Origin of the sequence: uncultured Amaricoccus sp., from assembly GCF_937891315.1 — a bacterium.
Taxonomy (GTDB): Bacteria; Pseudomonadota; Alphaproteobacteria; order Rhodobacterales; family Rhodobacteraceae; genus Amaricoccus.
The window spans coordinates 1-24,651 of sequence record NZ_CALAGI010000055.1 but is presented as its reverse complement, the minus strand read 5'-3'; the positions used below and the strand labels follow the sequence as shown (position 1 = coordinate 24,651).

The window sequence follows — 24,651 nt, the reverse complement described above, 5'->3', positions numbered from 1 at the left end:
GGTGGTCAGCCGGTGCGCGATCAGGATGATGGTCTTGGCCCGGCCGAGATTGTGCACCGCGTCCATCACCGCCTTCTCGGTCAGGTTGTCGAGGGCGCTGGTCGCCTCGTCCATGATCAGCACGTCGGGGTCGTGATAGAGCGCGCGGGCGATGCCGATGCGCTGGCGCTGACCGCCCGAGAGCCGCACCCCGCGTTCGCCGACCGGCGTGTCATAGCCGAGCGGCAGCTCCGCCGAGATGAAGCCGTGCAGCTCGGCGATCCGCGCCGCGCGCTCGACCGCGGCCATGTCGATCTCGTGCTTCGGCAGGCCGAAGGCGATGTTGGCGGCGACCGTGTCGTCGGTCAGGAAGATCTGCTGCGGCACATAGCCGATCGAGTTCTGCCAGGCCCGCAGGTTGGCCGGGGTGATGGCGACGCCATCGACCCGGATCTCGCCGGCGCCGGGATGGAGCAGGCCGAGGATGAGATCGACCGCCGTGGTCTTGCCGGCGCCGGTGCCGCCGACGATGCCGACCGTGGTCTGGGCGCGGATCTCGAGATCGAGGCCGCGCAACGCCGAGCGCTCGGTATTGGGATAGCTGTAATGGATGTCGACGAGTTCCAGCCGGTCGCGCAGATGGGTCGGCGGGGTGACCGCCGGCGCCTCGGCCACCTCCTCGTTGGCGCGGATCTCGCTCATGTCCCGGTGCAGCGCGTTGAGCGTCGCCCGGTTGAAACGCAGCAGCGTCATCTGGTTGTAGACCTGCTGCATCGCCGGCAGCAGCCGGAGCCCGGCGAAGGCATAGACCGCGAGCATGGGCAGGATGCCGCCGAGCCCGCCGTCGCCCTGGATGAGCAGCACGAGGATGACGAGCAGCATGCCGCCGAAGGCGATGCCCTGCAGCAGGAAGCGCGGCGCCTCGCCGATCACGCCCTTGAAGGTATTGGCCCGCGACATGCGCGCGGCGGGCACGTTGAAGCGGCGGATATAGCCCTCCTCGAGCCCGAGCAGCTTCACGTCCTTGATGCCGCCGGTCGCCTCCTGGGCGACGCGGAACCGCTCGTGGTTCGCCGCGAAGCGCTCCTCGCCGAAGAAGACGAGCCATTTGCGCGCGACCGCGAAGATGCCGACATAGGCGAGCGTCAGCAGGCTGGCCGCGCCGAAGGCGACCCAGGGCTGCAGCGCGATCAGCAGCGCGGCGACGAAGGCGACGATGAACGTGTTCGAGATCAGCCGCATCGCCGGGATGAAGGTCTGGTTCACCACCGCGTCGACCTCGGACAGCACCGACTTGCCGAGGTCCGAGCTGTGCCGGTTCAGGAACCAGGCATAGGGCTGGCGCAGATAGCCGCGCAGGAGCCGCGAGCTCAGGGTGAAGGCCCGGTCGTTGGAGAAACGCAGGATGGCATAGGTCGACAGGATCTGGGCGAAGATGCCGATCATCACCACGAGGAAGGTGCCGATCCCGAGGAAGATCATGAAATTCTGGGTGTTGGTGAAGCCGAGCCGCGCGTAGAGGAAGGCGAGGACCGCGTTCTTCTCGATATTCGCCGGCTCGGTCAGCACCGCCATGAAGGGCAGGACCGAGGCGACGCCGGCGGTCTCGAACAGCCCCACCACGAACAGCAGCGCCACCAGGGCATGGAAATTGCGCCGCTCGGCCGGCGTCAATATGTCCAGCATCCGTCGGAAGGTCTCTATCATGGGCGCGATCTCGTCTGGTTTCCTGGCAGGCCGGCGCGGCCAGGCGGATGGCGGCGGATCCCCGCGCCGCTCTCGGGGCAATCCATCAAGATCGTCTCGCGCGCCGCGCGGGCGGAGGAGGGCGGAGGGTGGAGGGTGCTCCGGCGGTTCGGCCGACGCCGGCCGAGGCGCGGGCCCCGGCGCCCGTGTCCTGGATCTCGCCGAGACGCCTGTAGCGGGCCGGAGGGGTCGGCGTGGTATAGAGCCAGGCCCCGGCGCCCATGTAGGTCATGATGAAGATATAGGCCGTTCCCCAGATATAGACGGTGGCGAGCACGAAGACGATCCCGGCCCAGGCGGCGACATAGCCCATGCGCATCCCCGCCCACTCTTCGGAGAGATCCCGACGGGACATGAGCTGACCAGCGTGGACGGCGAGCCCTCCGAGCAGGAAGAGCAGTGCCGGCAAACCGTACCGCATGGCCGTCAGCAGCCAGAAATTGTCCACCGAACCATTGCGCCAGAAGGGCCGGATCCATTCCGTGAAGCCGATCCCGAACAGGGGATGCCGCATGACCTCCGCGCTGCCGTAGTTGAAGATCTCGACCCGGGCCCAGCCGGTATCGGATTCATAGGACAGATTGTCGATGACGAGGCCGACGAGACCATGCGGCGAGGCCAGATGCAGGACCGAGACCGTCACGCCCACGATGAGGATCAAGGCCACCCATTTGTACCGGATGCCCTTCAGCATCCGGTCCCAGGCGATCAGCGCGAACTGGATGCCGAGCGCGATGGTCGGCGCCGAGGAGAGCGAGAGCAGGGTCATGACCACCGCGGTTCCGGTGCGCGTGACCTGCTTGAACCAGCGGCCGCGGTAGATATAGTACAGATTGGCCACGCCGATCGAGCAGAACATGCCATAGGTGATCGGATGCTCCAGGAACGCCTGGACGCGATTGAGGCCGATCCGCGGATTGTTGGGCCGGGGATCGACCTCCGCGATCAGGCGCAGGACATCGCGGATCGGAACCTGCTTGGTGAACAGTTCGAGCAGCGCGAACGGCAGATAGAGCAGGATCCCGTAGAAGAAATATCGAAACAGGCGCTCGTAATCCTCGGGACCGCGGATCAGGACGCGTCCGATCATGTATCCACCGAGCGATGTGAGCGCGGTGTTCACGACGAAGACCCCTCTGGACAGACCCTCCGTGTACAGGATGGCGATCGCCATCCATGCGATATGGGCGACCATGAAGAAATCGAGTGCCACGAAACGGTTGGTCCGGTCCCTCAGAAAGGCCAGGAACAGCGGTCCGACGAAGAGGATGAGCAGCCCGGCGTAAGGCGTGACGCGCAGCCCGCCGATCACGAAGGCCATGGGCAGGAACATGCTCGCCATGTAGAGCGCCAGCAGAAGCGGTCCGCCAATGCCAAGCACCCGGATCGGACCAGCCTGTCCGTCCCGGGGCGCGCGCGTCGCCCGGCTCCGGCGGGTCGGCGGAGCATCCGCGATCTCAGAGGCTTGAAGAACCATTTACACGATCCGGAACCGACAAACGCAACCGCGGGAGAGACAGGGTGCCCACGACCAGCCAGGCCCGACCCTGCCCGAACCCGTGCCCAGAATTCAACCCGGCGAATTATAGGCGCAATGCGATGTCTTGACCATAGCCGCCCCGGGGATTGGTCAATGCCGCCTCCGCGCGATCCGGCGGACAACCGCGCAGGGTCCCCCGGGCGCGCGGTTGTCCTGCGAAACGCCCTGGAGAAGCGCGGGAACCTTCCGCGGGACGCCAGGGCATGGGGCCGGTTCCTCACGAAGGTTGACGGGCGGATCCGCCGGGGGTCCTATGCGCGGCGCTCCCGTTACCGGACCGGACCAAGGCCTCCATGCGTATCCTGTTCTTCTCCGAGCAATCGCCCTTTCTGCGCAACCGGGTCGGGGGGGCCGAGAATTCCATGCGGCTGATCGCCGAGGGGATGGCCGCGCGGGGACACGAGGTCACCTATGCCTCGCTGCGGCCGGACATGGTCCCCTTCGCGCGGGAGACTTCAGTGAACGGCGTCCGCCTCCTGCTCCTCCCTGGGCCGCGGCGCAGCCTCCGGGCACGGCTCGGCCGGCGGCTCGAACAGCGCCTCGGCCTCCGGCCCGGGCGGATCGGCGCGTCGCTCGACGCGGCCGCCTGGGCGCGGGTGCGCCGGCGGCTGTTCGGGACCGGGGCGGGCGAGGCCGGCGCGGATGGGCGGCGGCGGTTCGACCTGCTCTATGCCTTCTACGAGATGGATTTCCTCGACCAGGCGCTGGCGGCGCGCGCGGCCGAGGCGGCGGGGATGGTCATCGTCCTGCGCATGGCGGGCGTGAGCTGGCACGATGCTATCCTGGCCGGCGGCGGCCCCGGCTCGCCGGCGGCGGCGCGCTATGACCGGGTGTTCAACGGGGTCGATGCCATCAATTATCTCTCGGACCGCTCGCGCGCGCTCGTCGAGGCCAAGGCCGCCGAGGCCGGGCTCGGGCTCGCACCCGGATTCGGACCCCGCGGCGCCTTCGTCGCCGACATCGGCGTCGATGTCGGCCGGGTGGCGCGGAGCTGGGACGGGCCGAGCCCCGGCCCCGGTCTCGAGATCCTGGTGGCGACGCGCTTCTCGCGGCCGCAGAAGCGGCAGGATCTGCTGATCGAGGCGCTCGGCCTTCTCCGCGACCGGCTGGCCTTCCGGGTCACCATGGTCGGCATCGGCGAGACCGTGGCCGAGGTCACCCGCCGGCGCGACGCGCTCGGGCTCGCCGACCGGGTCGAGATCAGGCCCTTCCTGCCGCAGGACGCGCTCTGGGCGGCGATGCGGCGAGCGGATCTGCTCTGCCATCCCTGCGACCACGAGGGGGTGAGCAAGATCATCCTGGAATCGATGATGCTCGGCCTGCCGGTGCTCGCCTCGGACGTGCCGCCCCTGCCCGACTATGTGATCGAGGGCGAAACCGGCTACCGCGTCGCCAACACGCCCGAGGCCTGGGCCGCGAAGCTCCTCGAGATCGCGGCGCGGAAGGACCGGCTGCCGGCGCTGAGCACGAGCGCCCGCGCCTTCGTCGAGACCACCTACGACACCGGCCGCAACATCGGCCTCTACGAGGCGCGGTTCCGCGAACTGACCGAAGACCGCCCCGGCGCGGCCTGAACATCTGGAGCGGCGCCCGATCCGGCAGAGCCGGCTCGGGGGAACAGGCCGCGGACCTACCTGGCCGCGTGGTCCCCGTCGCCTTCGGCGACGCGGTGGTCCCTGTCGCCTTCGGCGACGGAGAGGCCCGCGAGCCAGCCGGCCTTGGGCGCGCGGACCCAGTAGCGGGTCACCGGGCGGCCGGCGGCGAGGAGTTCGGAGACGGTGACAAAGCTGTAGTCCGGCAGCCGCGCGCGCAGGAGCGCCAGCGCGCCGATGGTCGGACCGCGGTCGCGGTGGCGCTCCTCGGCGAAGGAATAGAGCGTGTCATGCAAGAGCGCGATCGCCCCCGGCGCCGCCTCGGCCAGGATCCGGCCGGCGATCGCCTCGGCATCCTCGTCGAGCCAGTCCCGGCCCACCACGCTCCAGATCACCACCTTGTAGCCGAGGCGGCGCGCGGCGAGATGGGTGGCGAGGCTCTGGTCGCCATAGGGCGGGCGCATCAGCGCCTGGCCATGCGGCGCCAGCGTGGCGCGGGTCCGGGCGATCTGCTCGCGGACGGCGGCGGCGGGCAGCGTCGGCAGCGAGGGATGGTCCCAGCCGTGGTTGCCGATCTCGTGGCCCTCGGCGGCGATGCGGGCGACGAGCTCGGGGTACCGCGCGGCGCGCTCGCCCACGAGAAAGAAGGTGGCGCGCATGCCGTGGCGGGCGAGCGCGTCGAGCACGGCCGGCGTCGTCTCCGGATCCGGCCCGTCGTCGAAGGTGAGCGCCATGCGCTTCTCGGCCAGCCGCGCCGACAGGATCGAGCCGGCCACGGGGCGCAGGGCGCGATGCGCCACCCGTCGCGCCAGCCCGCGCGCCCGGGCGAGGAGCTTCGGCGAAGTGGGGGGAGGCGGCGTCCGTCCGGCGGCGGGTTGTCCTGAGGAAGGCGGGGCCGGCGGCGAGGGTTCGGGCGGGGCGACGCCGAAGGCGAGCGAGCCGGCGAGATCGCCGACCGCGCCGCCGAGCGCGCGCTGGATCCGTGCCTGGTCGTCGGCCGGGCGCTCGCGACGCAGAAGCGCGTCCTTCAGCAGCGCGCCGCGCAGCCGGCCGACGCGGGCGAGAAGTGCGATCCAGGGACCGGGCGCCCAGCGGTTCCCGGGCGCGTAGCGCCGACGCATCAGGCCGCGGAAGTAGCTGTACTGATAGCCCTGGCGATAGATCGAGGCGGGATCGAGCCGGAAGCGGTAGTTATAGACTGCGTCCGGCACGTATTTCATGTCATAGCCCGCGAGATGGACCCGGACGCAGAAATCATCGTCCTCCATCACCCGGAAGGCGGGGTCGAAGCCCCCCACCGCCTCGAACACCTCGCGGTGGAAGCCCAGGGTGGCGCCACCGGCCATCGGGCTGAAGGGCGCGTGCGGAATGAAGCCGAGCCCGGTCTCCTGCTGCTGCCGGCGCTGGCCGACCGCCCAGTCGGGATTGAGGACGCGGACATCCATGCGGGCCGCGACCAGCGGCGCCGCGTCGAGCGCGGCGCCCATGGCGGCGAGCCAGCCCGGCGCCACCGTGTCGTCGGCGTCGCAGAACAGCAGCGCCCGGCCCTTCGCCGCGCGGATGCCGGTATTGAGCGCGAAGACCTTGCCCTTCTCGGCCGAGGCATCCACCCGGCGCATCCGTACCCCGGGATGGCGGCGGGCGGTCTCGGCGAAGATCGCCGCCGAGGCGTCGGTCGAGCCGTTGTCGGCGAAGACGATCTCCCAGGGGCGGTCCCAGTCCTGGCGGACGAGGCTCTCCAGCGTCTCGCCCAGCGTCTCGGCCCCGTTGTAGCAGGCGACGATCACGCTGATCTCGGCCATGCTGATCTCGGCCCCGCGGGTCTCGCCGAAGACCTCCTTCGGCGTGGGCGGCGCGTCTCCCGCGCCCGGACCGGGCCAGGTCGGCTTTCCCTCGAACATTGAACCCCACCACGCTTCCGGGCGTCCGCGCCCACCCCTGGACCCGCGCGCCGCCTTCCCCCCGGCGCCGGCCTCGCGGCCGCCGCCCGCTTTCTCCCGTCCGGCCGTTCAACCCCCGGCCGTCCCGTTCCGGCTCAATAGTAGCCGTATTCCTCGCCGCCGTACCGGCACTTGTTCAGCACCACGCCGAGCACATTGGTCTGTTCCGAAAGCTCGTGCTCGCATTTGTCCACCTCGTCGAGGCGGCTCTTCTCGGCGGCGGCGATCAGCAGCACGCAATCGAGATGCGGCAGGAAGGCCATGACATCGTCGCTCTGCAGCATCGGCGGCAGGTCGTAGAGGATGACATCGGGCTGGAACGCGGCCTTGAGCCCGGCCACGCCCTGGGCCGTCGCCGGATTGAGCAGGAGCTCGGACGAGGCGCGGATGCCGCTGGCGTTGGTGCCGATGGCGAGATTGTCGCCGTAGCGCACGAAATTCTCCGCCACCGGCCGGGTGCCCCGCAGCACGCTCGCCATCGACTGCGGCGCGGCGAGGCCGAGATGGCGCGCGACCGCCGGGCGGCGCAGGTCGAGATCGACGAGGACCGTGCGGATCTCCGGCTGATGGGCGAGGCTGAAGGCGAGGTTGAGGCTGACCGTGGTCTTGCCGCAATCGGCCGTGGGCGAGGTGATGCCGAGCGAGGTCCAGCCGTTCTGCCGCAGCACCCGCAGGATCTTGGTGCGCATCATGTCGAAGGTGACATGGGCGGGATCGGCGTCGGCGAAGGTCACCACCCGGGCCCGCGACATCTGCGCGGGATCGGGCTCGAAACCGGCGAGTTCGGGCCAGGCCGGGCCGGGTCCCTGCGCCACGCCGGCGCGCGCCTGGCGCGCCGCCGCCACCGGCCCGGCGCCGAGCACCGGCGCGGCGGGGCCGGCCGGCGCCTCGCCCCGCTGTTCCTTGGCCTTCTGGATGGCTGCCTGGATGCGTTCCATCGATCGTCTCTCTTTTCCAATCCGCCCGGGCTTTTCCAATCGTCCGGGCGCCCGGGCCGGTCTTGTCTCTCGCGGTCACGTCCTTGCCCCGGCGGCGGCGCTGATCCCGGCGCCCGGGCCGCCGGTCACTGCGCCGGCGGCGGGTCGTCCGGGGCGATGCCCACCTTGGCGAGCCCGTCGTCCACCAGAAGATCGAGCGGCATGTAATAGGTATGGATCGCGAACAGCGCCGCCGGGAGGCCGACGACGATCACCGCCAGCGCCGCCGCGACGATCGCCCGCTTGCGCCGCACCTCGCCGGGGGTGCGGATATAGGGCACGGTGGCGAAGGGTTGCATGCCGAGCTGGGCCGTGAGCTCGACCGGGCGGCGGATCGAGCGGTTCAGCATCTCCATCAGCACGATGAAGCCGAGGCCGGCGCCGAGGCCGCCGACCAGACCGGCGGCGGCGATCAGCTTGCGGTTCGGGCTCGAGGGCACGGTCGGCATGTTCGGCTGCTCGATCAGGCTGAAGCGCTCGCCCTTGGACAGGACCTCGATGCGCTCGCCCACCGTCGCCTGGCCGGTATTCTCGACGGCGGCGTTGTACTGGGTCTGGATATTGGCGAGTTCGCGCTCCAGCCCGCCGAGGATCTGCTCGTTGACCGGCGTCGCCTGGATCGTGGCGCTGAGATCGTCGAGCGTCTTCTGGATCGTCGCCTTGTCGTCGGCGATGAACTTCAGGCGCGCGTCGATCGGCGCCAGCTCGAGATCGAGCTCGGAGGCGGGGGCGGCCGCCTGGCCGTCGGGACCCGGCACCGCGCGCGAGGCCCGCTGTTCCTCGACGAGCTTGGCAAGGCCCGCGACCTGGTTCTCGAGCATCCGGATGCGGGGGCTGCTCGCCGCGTAGATCGTGCGCTGCTGAACGAGTTCGTTGCGCAGCGTGTCGAGCTGCTGCTCCTCGGGGCTGAGATCGCCGACGGTGGCCGAGCGGCCGGTGCGTTCGAACACCCAGACCACGGTGGCGCGCTGGTTGCGCAGGTCGGATTCCTCGCGCTCGAGCGCGATCAGCCGCTCCTGCTCGAGGATCTGGCGGTTGCGCCGTTCCTGGAGGCTGTCGGGCAGCGCCTCGAAATTCGTGGTCTTGAACTCGGCGATCTTGTTGCTCTGCCGCTCGAGCTCGCCCGCGAGCCGCTCGACCTCGGCCTGGAAGAAGGTGAGCGTGTCGTTGGCCCGGCCCTGGCGCAGCTTGACATTCTCCTCGAGCACCAGGTTGACCAGCTCGTTCGCGCCCTTGTTGGCGAATTCCGCCGTCGGCGCGTCGAAGGAGACGCCGATGATGGTGGCCCCCGGCAGCTCGGCCGCGCGGGTCGGATCGGGGGTGAAGCCGATGAAGGTGACGCGATCGCGGATGTCGCCGACTATGGCATTGGCCGTCATCGCCGGCTCCACGCCGGCATAGAGCCCGATCCGCTCGGCGAGCGCGAGCAGGTTGGCCCGCGTCATCAGCCGCTGCTCGATGATCTGGGCCTGCTCGTAGGGATTGACCGGCACGGTGGTCTGGGCGAGCTTGTCCGGGATCTGCTGGGGCTCGACCAGCATCCGGGCGCCGCTGGTATAGACCGGCGGCAGGATCATCGCCACGGTCACGGCCGCCGCGGTCAGGAAGGCGACGATCACCAGGAAATAGGGCAGCCGGCGCAGGAACACCGCCCAGTAGAACTTCAGATCGAGATTAACCATCGGCAAGTCCGTTTCCCGCCCGTCTCTTCAAGGTTCGTGTTTTCAAGGCCCGCGTTTTCAAGTCTCGCGTTTTCAAGTCTCGTTCCGGGACCGGTCCTTCCCGGGTCGCGCTCATACCACCATCTTCAGGTTGCCATGCGCCCGCCGGTCGGTGACCACCTGCTCGATCACCCCGGCGTCGATCATGTCGAGCCCGTCGGTGAAGGCATAGACCATGGCATAGTCGCAGATCTGGTTGACGAGCCGGGGCACGCCGCGCGCGGCGAGATGCACGCATTCGCAGGCGGCCGGCGTGAAGATCTCGCGCGCCGCCCCCGCCACCGCCAGCCGGTGGGCGATATAGGCGCGCACCCCGTCGGACGACATCGCCGGCAGGTGGTATTCCGCCGCCACCCGCTGCGCGAACTGGGTGAGCCGCGGCTGGCCGATGAGGTCGCGCAGCTCCGGCTGGCCGACGAGCACGAGCTGGATCAGCTCGTCCTTGTCGGCGTTGATGTTGGAGAACATCCGCAGTTCCTCGAGCGTCTCGACGCTGAGATTCTGCGCCTCGTCGAAGATCAGCATGGTCCGCCGGCCGGAGGCGTATTCCTCGATCAGGAACTCCTGGAACTGGGCGAAGAGCTGCACGTAGCTCGCCGAATTGTCGGTCGGCACCCCGAGCGCCATCAGCACCCAATGCAGCAGTTCGCCCCGGTTTCCCTGGGCGTTCGAGATCAACCCGACGGTGAATTCCTCCGGCAGGGTGCGCAGCAGGTGGCGCAGCAGCGTGGTCTTGCCGGCGCCGATCTCGCCGGTGATGACGGTGATCGGCGCATGGGTCAGCATGCCGTATTCGAGCATGGCATAGGCCCGCGTATGGTTCTCGGACCAATAGAGGAAGTCCGGGTCGGGCAACAGCGTGAACGGGCGCTCGGACAGCCCGAAGTGCTCGTTATAGATCGACAATGTACTCGTCATACCCATCCCACACCTACCCGTCCCGCCGCGGTCGGGCCATTCCGCCGGGGACACACTGCCGCCCCGGGCGTTAAAGTAGCGTAAGTCCCCGGTTTCGCCTCATACAGATTTCCCCTTGCCTTATCATCCCCATTTTTCGGGCCCGCGCGCGGGCCCGCCGGGACAGTGCCCGATTTGTGGGCACCGCGCCCCGGAGCCTGGCGCGCGGGACGCGGGGAACAGGCCGGATGCTCGTGCTCCGGTTGCAGGATTCGTGGGTTTTTCCGGGTCCGGCCAAGGGGGGCTTCGCAACCGCAACCTCGGGTTGCGGGATATCGCCGAATTAAGGATGTCATTAAAAGATCATGAAATTTTGATTGAGGTTCGAGCTTAAAAGTGTCTTAATGGCGTCGGTGAGAGGGGTAACTCGCCCAACGATTTTACACCGCGGGGGAAGCGCCGGAAGGACAAGGAGACGGGCGGTATTCCAGGCGGATCCCTCAGTGATGCCTCTAATCCGCTGCTGCGATCCGCGTCGGTTCTGGCGTTGCGCCGCGTCGTTGTGTTCCTGGACTTGGGTGGATTGATGGCACATTATCCGGACCTCGAGGCCAACTTGGCCGGGGTGAGTTATATCGGCAAGGCCGAGGCCGAGGCTGTCAAGCGGCCCGGACTCTACCGCGGTTTTTTCAAGCGTGCCTTCGACATCCTGGCGGTCCTGCTCTCGGCGCCCTTCGTCCTGCCGATCCTGCTGATCCTCGGCTTCATGATCGCCCGCGACGGCGGCCCGGTGCTCTATTGCCAGAACCGGATCGGCCGGGGCGGCAGGATCTTCCGGATCTGGAAGTTGCGCACCATGGTCATCAACGCGGACGCCGCGCTCGAGGACTATCTCGCCTCCGATCCCGCCGCCCGCGCCGAATGGAACGAGCACCAGAAGTTGCGCAAGGATCCGCGCATCACTCCGGCGGGCCGGCTGATCCGCAAGACCTCGCTCGACGAGCTGCCGCAGCTCTGGAACGTGCTGACCGGCGACATGAGCCTTGTCGGACCGCGGCCGATGATGCCGAGCCAGACCCGGCTCTATCCGGGACGGGCCTATTATCGGCTGCGGCCCGGCCTGACCGGCTTCTGGCAGATCAGCCATCGCAACGAGACCTCCTTCGCCGGCCGCGCCGCCTATGACACGCAATATGCCCGGCGGATGTCGTTCATGACCGATGTCTTCGTGTTGCTGGCGACGATATGGGTGGTGATCCGCGGCACCGGCTACTGAGCCCGTCCTTCCCGCGAGGTCCGGCCTCGCGCGGCGAGCGGGCCGCGCCCCTCGGGAGCGTGGCCTTGGCGCTGCCCGGTTTCCCGTCCGGCGCGGTACCGGGCGCGGCGCCGGCCGACGACCGGCGACCAGCGCTATTAGCTTTTTCTTAACCGCCGCCGCCGCTATCTTGTCGCTTCGCGACGCGGGCCTCGCCCGCCGCGGGTCCGGCGCGGGCCTCGCGCGGCCCCGCGGCGGACCGCTCTCCGAGCCCGGAGCCCGTCCCCGAGGTCCGCTCCCGACAAGCAACCCGCGCCCGACGGCGGATCCCGGAGCCTTTTCATGCGCCTCTTTCCTCGGCCGGCTGGCCCGCTCCTCCTGCTCCTCGCAGCGCTGGCCATGGCGGGCTGCGATACCGCCGAGGAGCGGGCGGAGGCCCATTACCAGCGCGGCGTGGCGCTGCTCGCCGAGGGCGAGACCGACCGCGCGCTGGTCGAGTTCCGCAATGTCTTCCGCCTGAACGGCGCCCATATCCCGGCGCGGCTCGAATATGCCCGGGTGATGCGCGACCGGGGCGAGACCCGCGAGGCCGTCGGCCAGTATCTGCGCGTGGCCGAGCAGGATCCGACCAATCTCGAGAGCCAGCGCGCGGTGGCCGAGATGGCGCTGCTCTCGCAGGATTTCGCCACCGCCGAGGAGCACGCCGCCGAGGCCTGGCTGCTGGCGCCGAAGGATCCGGCGACCCGGGCGCTGAGGGCGACGCTCGATTTCCGCCATCCCGAGACCCGCGCCGCGGCGGTGGAGATGGCGCGCGGCGTGCTGGCCGAGACGCCGGACAATATCGCGGCCAACATGGTGCTGATCGCCGAGCGGATGAACGCCGGCGCCCCGGCGGCGGCGCTGCCGCTGATCGACGCGGCGCTCGCCACCGCGCCCGGCGACGAGGGCCTGCGGCTCGCCCGGCTCACCGCGCTCGAGCGGCTCGGCGACACCGCCGGCGCCGGCGCCGAGCTGCGGCGCATGGCCGAGCTGTTTCCGGACGATCCCGGCATACACCAGGCGCTGATCCAGTGGTATCTGCGCGCGAACGATCCCGACGGCGCGGAGGCGGTGTTGCGCGCCGAGGCCGCGCGCGACCCGGCCGACGACCAGGCGGCGCTGACCGTGACCCGGTTCCTGCTCGAGGTCCGGGGACCGGCGGCGGCGCGGACCGAGCTCGAGCGGAACATCGCCGAGGCCAGGGGAGCGGGGCGGGATCCCCGGCCGTTCCAGCGGGTGCTGGCCGGGCTCGATTTCTCCGAAGGTCGGACCGATCAGGCGATCGCGGCGCTCGTCGCGCTGCTCGACGGGGCCGAGTCCTCGGATGCGACGCGCGACCTCACCGTGGCGCTGGCCCAGATGCGCGCCGCGACCGGGCAGGCGGCGGAGGCGTCCGCGCTGCTCGCCACCGTGCTTGAAGCCGATCCCAACCATGTCGAGGCGCTGAAGCTGCGGGCCCGGCTCGCGATCGAGGCCGACCGGCCGGACCAGGCGATCCAGGACATGCGGATCGCCGCCAGCTCGGCGCCGCGCGACCCCGAGATCATGACGATCATGGCGCTCGCCCACGAACGCCAGGGCGGCCGGGAACTCGCGGGCGAGCGGCTGGCGCTCGCCGTGGAAATGTCGCGGCAGGCGCCGGAGGAGAGCCTGCGCTATGCCCGTTTCCTGCTGCGCGACGGCCGGATCGGCCCGGCCGAGGGCGTGGTGACCGACGCGCTGCGCCGCGCGCCGGACGACGCGGCCCTGCTCGCCCTGCTCGGCGAGATCCATCTGGAGCGCCGGGACTGGGCGCGGGCGGGTCAGGTCGCCGAGCTGCTGCGCGCGGCGGCTGCGGGCGATCCGGCGATAACGGCCCAGGCGACCCGGCTCCGGGCCGCGAGCCTGCGCGGCCAGGGCCGGACCGAGGAGATGATCACCACGCTCCAGGGGCTCGCCAGCCCGGAGGGTGGTGGACCAGCGGGTGGCCCCGAGGACAGGACGGACGGCAAGGCGGTCGCGGATCTGGTCCAGGGCTATGTCGAGGCCGGCGACCTTCCCGGCGCCCGGCGCTATCTCGACGCGCTGCTCGCCCGCGAGCCCGGCAATCTCAGCGGACGGCTGACGCTGGCCGGGCTCGACCAGATGGAGGGGAACGCGGCGGCGGCCGAGGCGGGCTTTCGCGCGGTGATCGCCGCCGCCCCCGCCCTGCCCCAGGCGCGCCAGGCGCTCTTCGCGTTTCTCGCGGGCGAGGGCCGGACGGCCGAGGCCGCGGCGGCGCTGGAAGAGGGTCTCGCCGCCGCGCCGGACAGCGCGACGCTGCTGTTCAGCAAGGCCGGGCTGCTGGAGGGCGAGGGCGACGTGGCCGGCGCGATCGCGATCTACGAGGCGCTCTATGCCCGCGACAGCGCCTCGCCGGTCATCGCCAACAATCTCGCGAGCCTGCTTGCGAGCTATCGCGACGATCCGGCGAGCCTTGAGCGGGCCTTCGCCATCGCTCGCCGGCTGCGCGGCTCGGACATGCCCTATTTCCAGGACACCTACGGCTGGATCCTGCACCGCCGGGGCGACGAGGAGGAGGCGCTGCGCTATCTCGCGCCGGCCGCCGCCGCGCTGCCGGACAACGCGCTCGCCCAGTTCCACCTGGCCGAGACCGAGCGCGCGCTCGGCCAGCGGGAGGCGGCGCGGGCGAGCTACCGCCGCGCGCTCGAGGCCGCCGCGGCCGGCAGCCCGCTGCCCGGCGCCGAGACCGCCCGCCAGCGCCTCGCCGAGCTCGACGCCCCCGCTGTTCCGGCCCCCGTCCCTACCCCCGCTCCCGCTCCGACGGACGGTTAGGGCAATATCCAACCGGACGGAAACGTCCGGTCGGATATTGTGTCAGATCAGGACTCCAGAGCGAAGGCGCGGAGGCGCGACAGGAAACCGGCCGGGGCGGCGGTGTCGAGCGCGCCGGCGCCGACGCCGCCGGCCAGCGCATCGCTCAAGCGCGTCGCGAGGTCGCGCTCGGTGTCGGCGACATAGATGCCCGGCCGGGTGCGGAGCCAGCCGGCGGTGTCGAGCTGATGGTCGTTGGTATGCTCGCCGAACGCCGCGCGCCGCGGCAGCAGCACGATCGGCTTGCCCTTGTCGCCGGCGGTGATCACCGAGCCCATGCCGGCATGGGCGACGACCACCCCGGCGCCGGCGACCGCGGCGTTGTAGTCATCGAAGCCGAGCTCGCGCGCCCAGCGCATGTGGCGCGGCTCGTAGCCGCCGGCGCCGATCTGGGCGAAGATCTCGCCCTCCGCGGCGCCGCCCGCGCCGGCCCAGTCGTCCATGGCCCGGACCAGCCGGTCGAAGGGGAACATCGAGCCGATGGTGACGAAGATCATCGGCCGGCTCACAGCACGGCGCCCCAGAAGTCCGGGCCGCCCGGGCGGCTCAGATGCTCCCACTGCACCAGCCAGGCATCGGCCACCGGCCGGGCGAGCCGGCCCGACAGCGACAGCTTCTCGGTATTGGCGATGGAATCGATCCAGATGGTCCGGCCGCGGGTCAGCAGCTTCGCCGCCACCAGGGCGAGCAGACCGGGCGCCGCGCCGGTGGTGACCACGAGATCGGGCCGCTCGGCGCGCACGATCCGCGCGATGCGCCAGAGCAGGCCGGGGACCGTGCCGGGATTTTTCCGCGTGACGTTGCGGACCTGATAATAGCGCACCGGACCGAGGTCGGGATCGGCGCGGGACCCCACGCTGAGATAGACGAGCTCCATCCCGTCGAAGGCGGGCAGGATCCGGCGCATCTGTACCCAATGGCCGCCCGCGGAGCAGGCAATCAAAACTTTCACACTCGTTCCTCCAGGCACCGGGCGACTGGCCGCGCTCGTTCCCCCCGCGACGCACCGGACAAGGGTTGTTCTAGCGCAGGCGCTGGCAAAGGGAAGTTCGCTTTTCCATCCACCATCCTAGAGCAATCTCCAACCAGACGGAATCGTCCGGTGCTCAGGATATCGCGTCAAACCAAGACTCTTTGGGGGGGACGAGCCGGCTCCGCCGGATCGGACTCCGCCCTAGAGCGCCGCGCCGGTTCTCGGGGCGAAGGGGGCGAGGCGGGGGTCGCGGAACAGCAGCGTTCCAAGGTAGCGCGCCCCGGCCCGGGTCAGATGGTTGCCGTCGAAGCTGATCATCCCGCCGTCGGGCGCGAAGAGCGGGCAGTCGGGCGCGGCGCCGCAGACGAGGGCCTGGGTATCGACGAACATCTCCGGCGCCACCAGGCGGCGCATGATCTCGTTGGTCGCGGCATGCTCCGGCCGGGGACCGTTGCGCAGCGCGAGCCGGGCCGCGGGGTCCATGCCGAGAAAGCTCCGCGCATTGAAATAGCCGAAGCTCTTGCGGCCGATCACCAGCACGGTCTGGTCGTCGCGAAAGCCGAAATTCGCGATCGTCTCGGCGACGCGGGCTCCCGACCAGGGGCGCCAGCTGAAGGCGAAGACCACCACGTCGGCCTCGCGGGCCAGCGGGACGAGATCGGCGGCCTGGACCTGGCGGGCGCAGTTCGCCGCCTCCGCGCCGAGCAGCGGCGTCACGTCCTCGGGTCCGAGATAGATCTGGCAGGTGGAGAGAAAGCGCCGGGTCACGATCTGGTAGCCCGGAAAGCCGCCGGTCTCCGCGATCATGTTGTAGAAATCCTGCGAGAAGGAATCGCCGATGATGAGCAGCCGCCGCCGCCCGTCATCGACGAAATCGGCCTGCGTCAGACGATTGTAGCCGCGCTCGACATAATCGGCGTGATCGGCGAGCGGGATGGTGAACTGGCGCTGTTCGGGCGGATAGCGCGTCGGGCTCGCCGCGAGCCAGGGCGCGACGCCGGCGAGCAGCAGCAGCCCGGCGCTGGAGGCGAGGCCATAGCCGAGGATGCCCCGGGCGCTGATCGCCGTCCGGTCGCGGAACGGCCGCTCGACATAGCGCCAGGTCAGCGCGGCGAGCAGGAGCGCGAGCAGCGAGAGGCCGAGCATCAGCCCGTCCCCCGGCTGCCGGAATTCGGTGATCCGGGCGAAGGCGAAGAGCGGCTGGTGCCAGAGATAGGCGCTGTAGCTGATCAGCCCGACGAAGACCACCGGCCGCCAGGAGAGCAGGCGGCCGGCGAGCGCGCCGGGATCGGCATAGAGCACGACGAGCACCGTGCCGACCGTCGGCAACAGCGCGTAGAGGCTCGGGAACGGGGTCTCGGCGTCGAAGAGCGCGACGCTTGCGAGGATCATCGCGAGGCCGAGGGCGGCGGCGCCGCCGCCGAACCGGGCCGGGATCCGGGCGAGACCGCGGCGGGTGAGATAGAAGGCGGCGAGCGAGCCGAGCCCGAGCTCCCAGGCCCGGGTCGGCAGCAGGAAGAAGGTCGGCACCGGCCAGCGATGGACGCCGTATTCGGCGAGGGCGAGGCTCGCCAGCGAGCCGGCGATCAGTCCGGCCAGCGCGCCGCGCGGCCCAAGGCGCCAGAGCAGCAGCAGGCCGAGCGGAAACAGCATGTAATACTGCTCCTCGACCCCGAGGCTCCAGGTATGGAGCAGCGGGCTCTCCTCGGCGGCGCGTGAAAAATAGTCGGTGGTCTGCCAGAAATAGACGTTCGAGACGAAGAACAGCACCGAGATCAGCGCCTGGGCGAAGCTGGCGAACTCGTCCGGCAGCATCAGCCGGAAGGCGAAGGGCAGCGTGACCAGCATCACGAAATAGAGCGCCGGCAGGATGCGCCGCGCCCGCCGCTCGTAGAAGCGGATGAGCGAGAAGCGGCCCTCGGCGATCTCGGCGAGCAGGATCGTGGTGATGAGATAGCCGCTCAGCACGAAGAACACATCGACGCCGACGAAGCCGCCGGAGAAGCGCTCGAAGCCCGCGTGAAACAGGATCACCGGAACGACGGCGACGGCGCGAAGCCCATCGATCTCACTGCGGTACTTCATGGCACTACGATACGGGCGACGGGAACCGGCGGCGGGTGACGGAAAGCGGCGAGGCGCGGCCGGGCGTCGCGCGCGCCGAACACGGGCGACCGCGAAAGGGAGATCCGCGCGGCCAAGCCAGGGCGAGATTGGCAAACCGGGGCGCTCCTGCCAAGCGGAATCGCCCGCTCGCTCCGCCTCGCGCCCCGACGGGGCCGGGCGTTCCGGTCCGATCAGACCCGGACCGGAACGCCCGGGTCAGGATACGGGAGGCAACCCCGGGATCAGGATACGGCGCGCAGGGCGCCTTCGAGCGCGTAGCGGGCGTATTCGGGGGCCTGGCCGGGGACATGGTCGGGGGACTGGTAGGGCTTCTGGCCCGGCGCGCGGCGGCAGGCCTGCACCACGAACTCCACCAGCACGTCGGCCGGGAAGCGCTCGACCGGGAAGCCCGGGGCATAGGAGAAGGCATCCAGCAGCCGGGGATCGACGCAGGTCCGGGTGCGCAGCGCCATCGCCTGGCCGGCGAAGAGGCGGCAGAGCCCGCGCTCGCGGCTGCGGAGCACCAGCCCCTGGTGGCGGCGATCGCGCGCCAGCCCGGCCAGCAGATGGTCGAGCGCGCCGGCCTCGCCCTCCAGCACCTGGGCGAACCAGCCGTCGAGAAAGACAAGGCCGCCGGTGACCCCGGCGAGGCTGTTGGCGGGATGCGCGGTTCTGATGATCCCGAACACGTCCTCGCGACGCAGACCCGGCGTCGCCCGGCTGACATAGGTGATCCGTTCAAGCATGCTCGATTTCCTTTGCCTGTCGTCGCACCATCCGGGCCGCTCTCGTCGTTCTCCGGGGGGCGGAGCCTCAGAATGTCCGTGATTCATGAAGCCTTCCTGAATGATCCGCCTGACCGGGGTCGAGGTCGAGCGGGCGCCGCGGGCGGTCGGCGGTTTCACGCCTTCTGTTGCAGAATGACTACGCCCGGGGTTTCAAATGCCGCTCCGCCAGTGACATCGGGCGTTTGGGCTTTTCGCCTCGCGCGGAACCGTGATTAAAAAGACACCAACCAATCAACGAGGCGGATCGATGAGACCGACTGTACTTGCCATCCTGTTCGCGATGCTCGCGGCGCCGGCGGCCTTCGCCCAGAGCGCGGGCTATCGGATTCAGCCGGGCGACTCCCTCGCGGTGACCGTGCTCGAGGACGACACGCTGAACCGTCAGCTGCTGGTCCTGCCCGACGGCCGCATCTCGGTGCCGCTCGCCGGCTCGGTGACCGCCGGCGGCCGCACCGTCGAGCAGGTCGAGCAGACCATCGCCGATCGCCTGGCCTCGAACTTCGCCGTGCGCCCGAGCGTCTTCGTCTCGGTGGCCGCGGTGGACGAGACCGCCGGCACCTTCCCGATCTATGTGATGGGTCAGGTGGGCAATCCCGGCATGGTCGAGGTCGAGCCGGGCACCACCATGCTGCAGGCGATCGCGCTCGCCGGCGGGCTCGACCGCTTCGCCGCCACCAAGCGCATCCAGCTGCGCCGCACCGATGTGAACGGGCAGCAGAAGCTCTATCTCTTCAACTACCGGGCCGTCGAGCGCGGCGGGTCGATCGAATCGATGATCACGCTGCGCGAAGGCGACGTGCTGCTCGTTCCCGAACGTCGCCTGTTCGAGTGAGGCCGACCTCCATGAGACGCGCCTCCATCGCCGCCGTCCTGCTCGCCAGCTCGGCCGGGGGCGCGGCCTTCGGCCAGGGTTTCGAGGGTTCGACCATTACCGCGACCGTCTCGGAACGGTTCGAGGCGAACGACAATTACGACCTCGACGATCCATCGCCGGGGACGAGCTATTTCGCCGACACCCGGCTGACGCTCGGCTTTCTGAACCAGACGCCGACCCAGAATTTCGAGCTCGGCTTCAGCACCGGCCTGCGCGCGCTCTGGCAGGCGGAGCAGCCGTTCGAATTCACCCTCGCCTCGCCGACCGGCGCCTCGCTCGACTATGACAACGCATGGGCCGACGGCCTGTTCGACATGTCCTTCGACTATCGCCAGCGCCAGGTCGATTATACCGAGGCGATATCCGCGGACGACGACCCCAACCAGCTGCCCGACGATCTCAGCCAGCTGCAGAACAACACGCGCGAGATGCGCTACGACGCCAATATCGGCGTCGCCTTCGGCACCTCGACCCCGAGCAGCTACGAGTTGCGCTTCATCGGCAGCCAGGTCGATTATACCGACGTGACGCCGGACCAGGTGCCGCGCAGCACGCTCGAAGGCCAGGCGGCCTGGAACCTGCAGTTCAATCCGATCCTGGCGAGCCGGGTCACCGGCGACTATCTCTATTACAACGCCGACAACAGCGACCAGACCGAGCTGCGCCGCGCCTCGGTCGGCGCGGGCGTGGTCTATACGCCGGATGTGAACACCAGCCTCGGGCTCGGCGTCAATTACGCCGACCGCCAGCGCAAGGATCTGGTGAACGACGCGCTCGAGACCACCGAGAGCAACAACGGGCCGGGGATCACCGGCGAGTTCTCCTATACCACCGAGGAGCTCGTCTTCAGCGGCGAGGGCGAATGGAGCTCGGCGGCGCCGACCACCCGGCTCTCCGGCACGGTGCGCGCGGTCTATACCCTGCCGCGCGGCCGGGTGATCGGGCGGGTGTTCCAGAATTATACCGGCACCTCGGGCGGCTCGGACGAGGCCCGGGTCACCGGCCTCGGCATCGGGCTGACCCGCGAGCTGACCTCGGTCTCGAGCATCGGCTTCGACTTCCGCTATGCCACCCAGGTCGATGTCGACGATGGTCCGGGCCCGCTCGATCCCGACATCAACCGCACGGATTTCACCGCGACCTACAGCCACGCGATCACCAGCACGATCGACGCCGATATCGGCTACAGCTACCGTACGCGCAGCGAGGAGCCGACCGACGCTTCGAGCAACGCGGTGTTCGTCCAGATCGGCAAGAGCTTCGAAACCCGCCCCTGAGAAGGGTCCCGCCAGAGGAAGCCCCGGGCTTCACCCGGGGCTCTTGCCGCATGGCTTTCCGGCCAGGTCAGGCCCGGATCTTGGGCCACGGATCTCAGGGCCGGATCAGGATCCGGGGATCGAGCGCCGCGATCCGGTCGAGATCGGCGGCGTAGGCGGCTTCGAAGGCGCCGCGCTCGGCCGCCGAGAAGGGACGGAACGGCGTCCCCGGCCCGGCGGCGGCGAAAATCTCGTCGACGAGAGCGCGGCGCGCCGGTTGGGCGAGATCGGCCGGCAGCGCCTCGGCCTCGCGGATCGCCTCGATCGGCGGTGGCCAGTCGTCGGGCGCGGCCTCGGCGAGAGGCGGCGCCGATGTCCCCGCGTCGCAGCCGACGAAGGCCGAGAGGATCGCCTCGGAATGCGCGGCGTGATCCTCGTGCCGCCAGACCCGGAGCGACACCCCCGGCGCGGCGGCGCGCAGGCGCCGGACCAGGTCGAACCAGCTCGGCGGCCGGGCGAGCACCCGCCGCTTGATCGCCTCGAAGCCGCCGGCCGGCGGCGGCAAGGCGCGAAGCTCGCGGGCATAGATCGCCGGCAGATGGTCCTGGAAGCCGCGGACGGAGAGAAACAGCGTCACTTCCGCTCCGTCCCCGCCGCCCGCGAGGGTGGCGAGAGTCTGGGCCGCCTGCTCTGCCATCGGATAGAACGGCTCGGAGAAGACCCGGCGCGGGCTGCCGAGCAGTCGGTCCTCGCTGAGGACGAGCGTGCCGGGGCCGCGGCGCAGCGCTTCGAGCGGGGCGGCGATCCCCCGCGCGACCCGGGAGGCGATCAGCGAGCCCCCGAGCGGCAGCAGCCGTGCGCCGAGCGGGCGGTTCAGCAGCGCCTCGGCGAAACCGACGGCGCGGGGGATGCCATCGACGCCGCGGGTGGCGAGCTCGGACCGCAGCGCCGCGAGCGACCGCTGCAGACGCGGCGTGGCGGTCTCATGGGCGCCGATGTGAATGCGCCAGCGTCGCACCGGCTCGAGCGACCGGCTGATATCGAATGATTGGGCGCAAGCGGCGTCCGCTGGTTTGGCCGATGATCCGGCGACGACGAAATCCGTACTCAGTACCGCCGAATTCATGCTCCGTCCTCTTCGGTTCGCGACACCCCTCCTCTTCCCTGAAGGAAGGATAGCGCATCTTCTTCGGGAAACGCGCGCGCGTGGCGGGCCTGGAGGGTATAGGAGGAAAACCGCCTATCGCTCATGAAAAACAAGGATAATTCCTATTTTTAACCCGCCGTCTGGAATCGCGCGGGCCCGATATCGCACCGCGATCATGCCCGATCGCGGGAGGCATCGCGGGCCGGAGGCCGCCCCATGGCGCGCCGAACGACGCCCCGGCCCCCTTCCATCCTCCATCCGCCATCCCCACCCTGGCGCCTCGAGCGACGGCGAGGGCAACGGCGGCGGCGGAAATTTACGCCGACGCCGGTTTCCTCTCGTTTTCGCCCGGCTTTTCCCCTAAATTCCGGCGCGGACGGCGGCCGGACCTCGCCCTCGTCCCTGTCGCGTACAAGAGTTCGTCCAAGGGTTCGTCATGTCGGTTTCGACGCGGGAGGCCATCAGAAACGGCGCCATCGGAAACGGCGGCGCCCTCGCCTTCGATCCCGCCGGACTGTTCTGGTTCACGCTCTGCTTGCTGGCGGCGCTGCCGCTGTTCTGGTTCGGGCTGACCGGGCTCGCCTCGGCCTGGGCGCGGCCGGAATACAGCCACGGGCCGATCATCCCCCTGCTCTCCTTCTACATGTATCTGCGCGAGATGAAGGCGGTGCCGCCGCCGGCGGCGCCGGTCACCGATCGGACGCCCGGCGTGCTCGTCCTCGGCGGGGCGCTGCTGCTCGCGCTGCTCGGCAATCTGGCGCGGATCGACGATCTGGTGTTCTACGCGCTGATCCTCTGGATCTTCGGGCTGATCCTCACCTGCTACGGCGCGCGGCGCGGCGTGGTGTTCTGGCCCTCGGTGCTGCATCTCGTCTTCATGCTGCCGCTGCCGCAGTTCCTCTACTGGAAGCTCAATACCAACCTGCAGTTCCTGTCCTCGGAGATCGGCGTCTGGCTGGTGGCGCTGACCGGCGCGCCGGTGTTCCTCGACGGCAACATCATCGACCTCGGGGTCTACAAGCTGCAGGTGGCCGAGGCCTGCTCGGGCCTGCGCTATCTCTTCCCGATCATGAGCTTCTCCTATGTCTTCGCGGTGCTCTACCGGGGGCCGCTCTGGCACCGGCTGGCGCTGCTCGTCGCCGCCGCGCCACTCGCGGTGCTGATGAACGCGCTGCGCATCGGCATGATCGGCTTTCTGGTCGATCGCCACGGCATCGCCCAGGCCGAGGGCTTCCTGCATTTCTTCGAGGGCTGGATCATCTTCCTCGGCTGCGTCGGGCTGCTGTTCGCGCTGGCGGTGGCGCTGCGGCGGCTCTCGGGCGACCGCCGGCCGCTCGCCGAGGCGATCGATCTCGATTTCTCCGGCCTGCGGGAGCAACTCGCCCGGGTGCTGACCATCTCGCCCTCGCGCGGGCTGATCGCCGCGGCGCTGCTGACCACCGCTTTGTCGGCGGCCTGGGCGCTCGCGCCCCACGCCGCGCCCGCGCCGCCGGCGCGCGATCCCTTCGCGCTCTTTCCGAACCAGATCGGCGGCTGGTCCGGCACGCGCGTGGCGCTCGACCCGGCGGTCGAGCGCAATCTCGGCGCCGACGACTATCTCGCCGCCTGGTACCACGACCCGGCCGAGGCCGAGCCGGTCGACCTCTTTCTCTCCTATTATCTCAGCCAGACCGAGGGCGAGGCCATCCATTCGCCCGAGGTCTGCCTGCCCGCCGGCGGCTGGGAAGTGTTCTCGATCGAACCGACGACGGTCACCCTGCCGGCGGGGGAAACCGTCCGGCTGAACCGGGCGATCATCCAGAAGGGGCTGGAGAAGCAGCTGGTCTATTACTGGTTCGAGGGTCGCGGCCGGCGGCTGACCAGCGAATTCGCGGCGAAGTTCCAGACCTTCGCCGACGGCGTGACCCGCGGCCGCACCGACGGCGGCCTGGTGCGCGTCATCACCCCGATCGACGCGGCGGGCGTGGCGGCGGCGGACGCGCGGCTCACGCGCTTTCTCGGCGCGAGCCTCGACCGCCTCCACCGTTTCGTGCCCGAATAAAGATGACCGACCAGAGCCCCCTGCCCTCCTCCGCCCCCCCGGTGGCATCGGACCCCGCCCCGGACTCCGCCTCGGACTCCGGCGCGGCCGAGGCGCGGCCCGTCGTCTCGATCATCGTCGTCAGCTACAACACCAGGGCGATGACGCTCGACTGCCTGCGCTCGATCGCGGCCGAGACGCGCGCGCCGCACGAGGTGATCCTGCTCGACAATGTCTCGCCCGACGGCTCGGCCGCCGCCGTCGCCGAGGCCTTTCCCGAGGTCCGGCTGATCGCGAGCGCCGAGAACCACGGTTTCGCCAAGGGCAACAATATCGCGGCGGAACAGGCGCGGGGCGAGTATCTGCTGCTGCTCAATCCGGACACTCTGGTGCTCGACGGGGCGATCGACAAGCTCGTCGCCTTCGCGCGCCGCCAGCCTTCGGCCGGCATCTGGGGCGGACGCACACTGAAGGGCGACCTGACGCTCGATCCTTCCTGCGCCTTCGGCGACCAGACGCTCTGGAGCATCTTCTGCCGCACCACCGGCCTGTCGCTGCTGTTCCGGCGCAGCGCCTTCTTCAATCCGGAATATTACGGCGGCTGGCAGCGCGACAGCGAGCGCGACGTCGGCACCATCATGGGCTGCTTTCTCCTCATCCGCCGCGACCTCTGGCAAAGGCTCGGAGGTTTCGACCTCAGCTTCGTGATGTATGGCGAGGAGACCGACCTCTGCCGGCGCGCCCGGGATCTCGGGCTCGCCCGGCCACGGCTGACGCCCGAGGCCGAGATCGTCCATTTCGGCGGCGGCTCGGCGCCCCGGGCCGCGCGCGACATCCTGAAGCTCAAGGCCCGGGTCACGCTGGCCCGGCGCCACCTGCCGGCCTGGCAGAGACCGCTCGGGCTCTGGCTGATCCGGATCTGGCCGCTGACCCGCAAGCTTTCCGGCG

The 24,651-nt window shown here is 69.9% G+C and carries 18 protein-coding genes; 7 read left to right on the top strand and 11 right to left on the bottom strand.

Annotated features, from left to right (window positions below):
- Together Q0480_RS04920 and Q0480_RS04915 are read right to left on the bottom strand one after the other, a co-directional pair.
- Positions 1-1,686 (bottom strand): ABC transporter ATP-binding protein (locus tag Q0480_RS04920; protein WP_299131225.1); only part of this gene is annotated, 1,686 nt, incomplete at its 3' end.
- Between the two features lie 85 nt (positions 1,687-1,771).
- Positions 1,772-3,106 (bottom strand): hypothetical protein, encoded by a 1,335-nt coding sequence (locus Q0480_RS04915; RefSeq protein ID WP_299131224.1) that lies wholly within the window; start codon positions 3,104-3,106, stop codon positions 1,772-1,774.
- Between the two features lie 452 nt (positions 3,107-3,558).
- Between Q0480_RS04915 and Q0480_RS04910 the strand changes: the two genes are divergently transcribed.
- Positions 3,559-4,839: a glycosyltransferase family 4 protein gene (locus tag Q0480_RS04910; RefSeq protein WP_299131223.1), complete on the top strand. Its 1,281-nt coding sequence runs from the start codon at positions 3,559-3,561 to the stop codon at positions 4,837-4,839.
- 56 nt (positions 4,840-4,895) lie between these two features.
- On the opposite strand, the gene Q0480_RS04905 is transcribed toward Q0480_RS04910, so the two are convergent.
- From Q0480_RS04905 to Q0480_RS04890, 4 genes are all read right to left on the bottom strand, one after another.
- Positions 4,896-6,758, bottom strand: a complete 1,863-nt coding sequence (locus Q0480_RS04905) for a polysaccharide deacetylase family protein (RefSeq protein ID WP_299131222.1) — start codon at positions 6,756-6,758, stop codon at positions 4,896-4,898.
- Positions 6,759-6,892: 134 nt separating this feature from the next.
- Complete coding sequence (locus tag Q0480_RS04900) at positions 6,893-7,735, bottom strand: CpsD/CapB family tyrosine-protein kinase (RefSeq protein ID WP_299131220.1); 843 nt, start codon at positions 7,733-7,735, stop codon at positions 6,893-6,895.
- A gap of 125 nt (positions 7,736-7,860) precedes the next feature.
- A complete protein-coding gene (locus Q0480_RS04895) occupies positions 7,861-9,456 on the bottom strand; it encodes a Wzz/FepE/Etk N-terminal domain-containing protein (protein WP_299131218.1) in 1,596 nt (531 codons plus the stop codon).
- A 111-nt stretch (positions 9,457-9,567) separates the two neighbouring features.
- Positions 9,568-10,419, bottom strand: a complete 852-nt coding sequence (locus Q0480_RS04890; RefSeq protein ID WP_299131217.1) for an AAA family ATPase — start codon at positions 10,417-10,419, stop codon at positions 9,568-9,570.
- 559 nt (positions 10,420-10,978) lie between these two features.
- Here Q0480_RS04890 and Q0480_RS04885 point away from each other — a divergent pair.
- Together Q0480_RS04885 and Q0480_RS04880 are read left to right on the top strand one after the other, a co-directional pair.
- The gene (locus tag Q0480_RS04885) at positions 10,979-11,668 is read left to right on the top strand and encodes a sugar transferase (protein WP_299131216.1); all 690 of its coding nucleotides are present in this window, start codon (positions 10,979-10,981) and stop codon (positions 11,666-11,668) included.
- A gap of 321 nt (positions 11,669-11,989) precedes the next feature.
- Positions 11,990-14,500, top strand: a complete 2,511-nt coding sequence (locus Q0480_RS04880) for a tetratricopeptide repeat protein (protein ID WP_299131215.1) — start codon at positions 11,990-11,992, stop codon at positions 14,498-14,500.
- A gap of 47 nt (positions 14,501-14,547) precedes the next feature.
- Here Q0480_RS04880 and Q0480_RS04875 read toward each other — a convergent pair whose 3' ends face one another.
- From Q0480_RS04875 to Q0480_RS04860, 4 genes are all read right to left on the bottom strand, one after another.
- A complete protein-coding gene (locus Q0480_RS04875; protein ID WP_299131214.1) occupies positions 14,548-15,048 on the bottom strand; it encodes a glycosyltransferase in 501 nt (166 codons plus the stop codon).
- Positions 15,045-15,491, bottom strand: a complete 447-nt coding sequence (locus Q0480_RS04870) for a UDP-N-acetylglucosamine--LPS N-acetylglucosamine transferase (RefSeq protein ID WP_299131212.1) — start codon at positions 15,489-15,491, stop codon at positions 15,045-15,047. The genes Q0480_RS04875 and Q0480_RS04870 overlap by 4 nt, the downstream gene beginning before the upstream one ends.
- A 222-nt stretch (positions 15,492-15,713) precedes the next feature.
- A complete protein-coding gene (locus Q0480_RS04865; protein ID WP_299131211.1) occupies positions 15,714-17,597 on the bottom strand; it encodes an acyltransferase family protein in 1,884 nt (627 codons plus the stop codon).
- Positions 17,598-17,860: 263 nt separating this feature from the next.
- Entirely contained in the window at positions 17,861-18,364 is a 504-nt protein-coding gene (locus Q0480_RS04860) for a BLUF domain-containing protein (RefSeq protein ID WP_299131210.1), read from the bottom strand.
- Positions 18,365-18,653: 289 nt separating this feature from the next.
- Between Q0480_RS04860 and Q0480_RS04855 the strand changes: the two genes are divergently transcribed.
- Together Q0480_RS04855 and Q0480_RS04850 are read left to right on the top strand one after the other, a co-directional pair.
- Positions 18,654-19,238 carry a polysaccharide biosynthesis/export family protein gene (locus Q0480_RS04855; RefSeq protein ID WP_299131209.1) on the top strand — a complete coding sequence of 195 codons (585 nt, stop codon included), beginning with the start codon at positions 18,654-18,656 and terminating at the stop codon, positions 19,236-19,238.
- An 11-nt stretch (positions 19,239-19,249) separates the two neighbouring features.
- Positions 19,250-20,557, top strand: coding sequence for a hypothetical protein (locus tag Q0480_RS04850; RefSeq protein WP_299131208.1), 1,308 nt, complete (start codon positions 19,250-19,252; stop codon positions 20,555-20,557).
- Positions 20,558-20,651: 94 nt separating this feature from the next.
- On the opposite strand, the gene Q0480_RS04845 is transcribed toward Q0480_RS04850, so the two are convergent.
- Positions 20,652-21,662 carry a hypothetical protein gene (locus Q0480_RS04845; protein ID WP_299131207.1) on the bottom strand — a complete coding sequence of 337 codons (1,011 nt, stop codon included), beginning with the start codon at positions 21,660-21,662 and terminating at the stop codon, positions 20,652-20,654.
- A gap of 457 nt (positions 21,663-22,119) precedes the next feature.
- Here Q0480_RS04845 and xrtD point away from each other — a divergent pair, with 457 nt between their 5' ends.
- Both xrtD and Q0480_RS04835 read left to right on the top strand, forming a co-directional pair.
- The gene (gene xrtD / locus Q0480_RS04840) at positions 22,120-23,724 is read left to right on the top strand and encodes a VPLPA-CTERM-specific exosortase XrtD (RefSeq protein ID WP_299131206.1); all 1,605 of its coding nucleotides are present in this window, start codon (positions 22,120-22,122) and stop codon (positions 23,722-23,724) included.
- Between the two features lie 2 nt (positions 23,725-23,726).
- The coding region (locus Q0480_RS04835) for a glycosyltransferase family 2 protein (protein ID WP_299131205.1) at positions 23,727-24,651 on the top strand (925 nt) is incomplete at its 3' end.